The 5,170-nt window shown below is 73.4% G+C and carries 3 protein-coding genes and 2 pseudogenes; all 5 read right to left on the reverse strand.

Annotation, left to right across the window (positions count from 1 at the left end; translation table 11 throughout):
* Positions 1 to 246: pseudogene (locus BQ9890_RS15720) on the reverse strand (hypothetical protein); the annotation flags it as partial.
* A 93-nt stretch (positions 247 to 339) separates the two neighbouring features.
* Positions 340 to 720 carry a hypothetical protein gene (locus tag BQ9890_RS00490; RefSeq protein WP_143226185.1) on the reverse strand — a complete coding sequence of 127 codons (381 nt, stop codon included), beginning with the start codon at positions 718 to 720 and terminating at the stop codon, positions 340 to 342.
* Positions 721 to 823: 103 nt separating this feature from the next.
* Positions 824 to 1,162, reverse strand: coding sequence for a PTS sugar transporter subunit IIA (locus BQ9890_RS16035; RefSeq protein ID WP_230297742.1), 339 nt, complete (start codon positions 1,160 to 1,162; stop codon positions 824 to 826).
* A 436-nt stretch (positions 1,163 to 1,598) separates the two neighbouring features.
* Positions 1,599 to 1,673, reverse strand: a pseudogene (locus tag BQ9890_RS16745) (hypothetical protein); the annotation flags it as partial.
* A 117-nt stretch (positions 1,674 to 1,790) separates the two neighbouring features.
* On the reverse strand, positions 1,791 to 5,170 hold a 3,380-nt coding region (smc, locus tag BQ9890_RS00505), incomplete at its 5' end, for a chromosome segregation protein SMC (RefSeq protein WP_195907593.1).

The following is a 5,170-nucleotide window of genomic DNA, read 5'->3' on the forward strand; positions in this document are numbered from 1 at the left end:
CGCGGTCCGCCCGCCCGAGGAGGAGGCGCCCGCGACCCCCGCGCCCCCCGTCGGGGAACCCACCGCGGGCGCCTCCTCCTCGGGCGGGCGGACCGCGGGGGGCACCTCGCGCTCGACGGGTGGCTCCACCCGGGGGGGACGAGGGCGACGCAGGGCCCACACGACCACGGAGACGAGCAGCACGACCGCGAGGACCGCGACCGCGATGCCGACGGGCGTCTGGAGGAAGTTCAGCAGTGCATCCATGACCCCATCATCCCCCACCACGGGCGTCTGCCTCCACCTCCCGGTAGGGGGGTCGTGGGTGGTGCTGGGAGGTCCTGCGGGACGGACCCGACCTCAGCGTCCGGAGTCCGCAGCACCCCCGGCGTCGGGCCGCTCACCCGCCCGCTCCGAGCCACGCGCGGCCTGGAGGCGCTCGATGCGCTCCGCGGCGCTCTCGAGGTGCTCGTACCCGGGGATCTCCTCGGGCTCGATGTAGGCGGAACCGTTCTGGGCGCCGGCCGCCAGCATGTCCTCCAGGGACACCTCCTGGGGATCGACGTCGTCGAGGACCACACCCTCGTCCTCCAGCTCCGTCCACGAGGCGGGCTGGTTGCGCAGGTGCGACTTCCACTGGTCGGCGGGCCGCCGGGTGACCGCGAGCGCGATGATGACGCCGACGGCCACGACGAGCACGACGACGACGGTCAGGACGATGACGGCGACTCCTTCGAACATGTCCCCACGTTCCCATGCGGCCGCCCCGGCCGTCGAGGCCACACCCCACACGTGTCCGTTCTGCAATCATGACGCGCCTCACGGCCGTGTGGCCCACCGGGTGTCACTCCTTGGCGGTGACCTCCAACAGCGCGTCGCCCACGGCCACGGTCCCCTCGGCCACCTCGGTGACGGAGGCGAACCTGCGGTGGTTCGTGACGATGACCGGCGTGACCAGGGAGTACCCGGCCGCCTCGATGACGGCGCGGTCGAAGGTCACCAGTGGGTCACCCTCGGCCACGACCTGCCCGGCGGACACGTGGACGTCGAAGCCCTTGCCGTCCAGGTTCACGGTGTCGATGCCGACGTGGATGAGCAGCTCGATGCCGGAGTCCAGCTTGAGGCCGAAGGCGTGACCGGTGGCCTGGGCGACGACGACCTTGCCGGCCGCGGGCGCGTGCACCGTGTCCCCGCTCGGCTCGATCGCGGCACCCGGGCCNCAGCTCCGTGCGGGGGTCCGCCCAGTTCGGGATGACGCCGATGGTGCCCATGAGCGCCATGAAGGTGATGAACAGCGAGGCGCCGAGCAGTGCGCCGAGGATGGGCCGGAAGGAGTCGGAGAGGAACTCGAAGAGGGAGTCGAGCCAGGCGACCTTGCCACGCGGGCCCTTGGCCCGCTCCGCGGCCTTGGTCGCCGCGGCCACGTCCGCCGCGCTCGCACCCCGGGACATCTCCGGCAGTGCCTGGATGTCGTTGAAGACGTTCTGGACACCGCCCCCGATGACGACCTGGAAGCGGTCGCCGGTCTGGGGAACTGCCCCCATGACACCCGGGATCGCCTCGATCTGGGACTGGTCGATCCCGCTGGCGTCGCGCAACTGGAACCTGAGCCTCGTCGCACAGTGCGTGAGGGAGACGATGTTGCCCGGTCCCCCGACCCCTCGGACGATCTCGCTGGCCGTCGATTCCGACATCCCTGCCCCACTCCCCGGGGCGGCGCCTCGCGTCGCCCCTGTGTCCGGACGTTCCGACAGGGGACAATGTATCGGAGCCCCGCCGACGGGGAGGGTGATTCCGACACGTGGCCCCGCTCAGTGCCTCCCTGCCGTGGCGGGTGCTCCGGAGAGCCTCTGGGAGACGACGCGGGTCACTCCGTCACGCATCGTGACCCCGTAGAGGGCGTCGGCGATCTCCATCGTGCGTTTCTGGTGCGTGATGACGATCAACTGGCTGCTCTGCTGGAGCTCGCGGAAGATCTCCAACAGGCGCGAGAGGTTGACGTCGTCCAGGGCGGCCTCGACCTCGTCCATGACGTAGAAGGGCGAGGGACGCGCCTTGAAGATCGCCACCAGGAACGCCAGTGCCGCCAGGGAACGCTCACCACCGGAGAGCAGGGAGAGCCTCTTGACGCGTTTGCCCGCGGGGCGGGCCTCGATCTCGATGCCGGTGGAGAGCATGTCCTCGGGCTCGGTGAGGACCAGGTTGCCCTCGCCGCCGGGGAAGAGCACCTCGAAGGTGTGGGCGAACTCGCGCTGGGTGTCCTGGAAGGCCTTCGCGAATGCCTCCTCGACCAGGGTGTCGACGTCGTCGATGATGTGGAGCAGGTCCGCCTTGGAGGACTTGAGGTCCTGGACCTGGCTGACGAGGAACTCGTGGCGTCGCGAGAGGGCCTCGTGCTCCTCCAGGGCCAGGGGGTTGACCCGCCCCAGACGCTCGAGTTCGCGTCGCGCGCGTTCCAGGAGTCGCTCCTGCTCCTCCCGCACGAAGGGGACCAGCACGGGCCCGGCACCCTCCGACCCGTCCGCCTCCGCGTCCGCCTCGACCCCGTGGGTCGTGCCGTCCCCGGGGTCGAGGACGGGGACGAGGTTGTGGGGGCCGTACTCCTCGATGAGCTGGTCCGGTTCGAGGCCGACCTCCTCCACGATGCGGGCACGGAGCTGTTCCATGCGCAGGTCGAGCTCGGCGCGCGCGATCTCGTCGCGGTGCCCCACCCCGGTGACCTCGGTCAGCTCCCGGGTGAGGGTGTCGATGCGCCCGCGCACCTCGTGGACGCGTCGGGAGGTCTGCTCTCGCGCCTCCTCGGCGGCGGTGCGCTCCTGATCGGCACGTGCCAGGGCACCTGCGGCGGCGGCGACCCACCGCTGCGCCAGTCCCGCGACCTCCCGTGTGCGCTCCAGACGGGACAGTCGCAGCGCCTCGGAACGCTCCCGGCGCACGAGCTCCTCACGTGCGCGGGCCGCCCCCTGGCGCAGTGCGCGCGCCCGGCCCTGGGCCTGGCGGGAACGTTCCTCCGTCGTGCGCAGGGCGAGGCGACGCGTGGTCTCCTCCTCCCTGGCGGCGCGCGCCCGGGCAGCGCACTCCTCGGCGTGGTGCTGGGCCCGGGAGAGGTCCTCGTCCGGCACGATGCCGGTGGAGGCACCCAGGCGTTCCTCCGCCTCCAGCACCTGCTGCTGAGCCCATTCGACCTGTTCCTGCGCCCTGCGGACCCCGGCCAGCGAACGCTCCGTCTCCGCGGCGGCGGCACTGGCGGCGGAGGCGGCACGGGCCGCGGCCTCGGTGGCACGTGCACGCTCCGCGTCCTGGGCGCGCAGGGAGCGCAGCGCCTCGTTGGTGGCGTGCACCGCGGCGTCCAGGTCCGCGGTGGCGTCGACGAGGGCGGCCTCCGCCGCGTGTTCACGCCCGAGTGCGGCGCGCGCCCCGGAGACCGCCTCCTCGTGCTGGGCGTGGAGGGTGAGCACCGAGGTCCCCCCGGCGCCCGCACCCACCACGGCGCCGTCGCGCAGGACGTCCCCGGCACCGGTGGCCACCACCCGGACCCCCGGGAGCCCCAGCAGGGCCGGGACCTGGTCGAGATCGGCGCAGACGACCGCCCCGTCCAGCATCTCCTCCAGCGGCAGCGCCGCCTCGCTGCGGGGCGTGATGACGTCGAGGGCCCAACGGGCCCCGTGGGGCAACGTCGCGCGGGGCGGGGAGGTGTGTCCCGTCGCCCCGGAGCCCTCCTCCGCCCCCGGGTCCGCCAGCAGCATGCGCACGCGCCCCGCCCCTCGTGCGCGTGCGTCCCGCAGCCGGTCGACGGCAGTACCCAGCGCATCCGCCACGGCGGCGTCGGCGAAGGGGGCGAGCAGGGCGGAGACCGCGTCCTCCCAGCCCTGCTCGACGCGGAGGAAGGAGGGGACCTCCCCGAGGATCCCGGGCTGGTGGACGAGGTCCGCGGTGGCGTCCTCCGGGGTGAGGGACTCCGCCAGGGTGTCACGCCGGGCCTCCCAGCGCGCCCGCTGCGCGCGCGCCTCCCGCTCCTCCGCGAGGAGTGCGTCCACCCGTGCCCGCGCCGCGTCGCGGGCGGCAGCTGCGCGGGTGTGGGCCGTCGCAGCGGGATCCTGCCCGTCCTCAGGGGGCGCCGGCGTCCCCGCGGACCTGCGCTCGGCCTCCTCCTGCCGGGCACGTGCGGCCTCGTGGAGCTCCGTGGCCCGGCCGGCCTCGGCACGGGCGGCCTCCAGGCGCGACCGCGCCGAGGACACGTCGCCGGTGAGCCGGGCGACCTTCTCCCGGTGGTCGGCGAGCACCCGGTTGACCCGGGCGAGTTCACGGGCGGCGCTCTCCTCGGCGGACTCCGCCTCCTCCCGGGACGTGCTCGCCCCCTCCAGGGCGCCGCGCGCGGCCTCCACCTGCGTGAGGAGCTCCGTGTCCTCGGCGGTGGCCTCCTGCGCCCGGCGCTCCAGGTCGTCCGGGTCCTCGCCCTGCGGTGGGGCGGGCGGCACGGAGAGGGCCGAGACCCGTTCGGCGGCGAGCATGGCGGTGGCGGCGAGGCGTTCGTGCAGCGTCGTCAGCTCACGCCAGGCCGAGGTGGCGGACTCCAGACGGGGGTTCGAGGCACGCTCCTGCTCGCCGACCGCCTCCAGGGCCCCACGCTCACGGGCGAGCTCCGCGGTGAGTGACTCGAGGCGCCGGGCGAGGGCGCGGTCGCTGTCCTCCTGGGCGGCCAGCCGGTCCTGCATGCCCTGGAGGTCATCGGCGAGCAGACGCGCACGCGCGTCGCGCAGCCGTGCCTGGATGGCGGAGGCCCGACGCGCGGCACGGGCCTGCCGGGCCAGGGGCTTGAGTTGTCGGTGGATCTCATTGGTCAGGTCGAGCACGCGGACCAGGTTCTGGTCCATGTCGGCGAGCTTGCGCAGTGCGCGGTCCTTGCGACGGCGGTGCTTGAGCACGCCGGCGGCCTCCTCGATGAAGCCGCGTCTCTCCTCAGGTGTGGAGGAGAGGATCGCGTCGAGCTGCCCCTGCCCGACGATGACGTGCATCTGGCGTCCCATGCCGGTGTCGGAGAGGAGCTCCTGGATGTCCAGGAGGCGGGCGGGGGCACCGTTGATGGAGTACTCCGAACCGCCGCCGCGGAACAGGGTGCGCGAGATCGTCACCTCGGAGTAGTCAATGGGGAGGGCACCGTCGGTGTTGTCGATGGTGAGCTCCACCTGGG

It is taken from the genome of Actinomyces provencensis (assembly GCF_900155435.1).
GTDB lineage: Bacteria > Actinomycetota > Actinomycetes > Actinomycetales > Actinomycetaceae > Pauljensenia > Pauljensenia provencensis.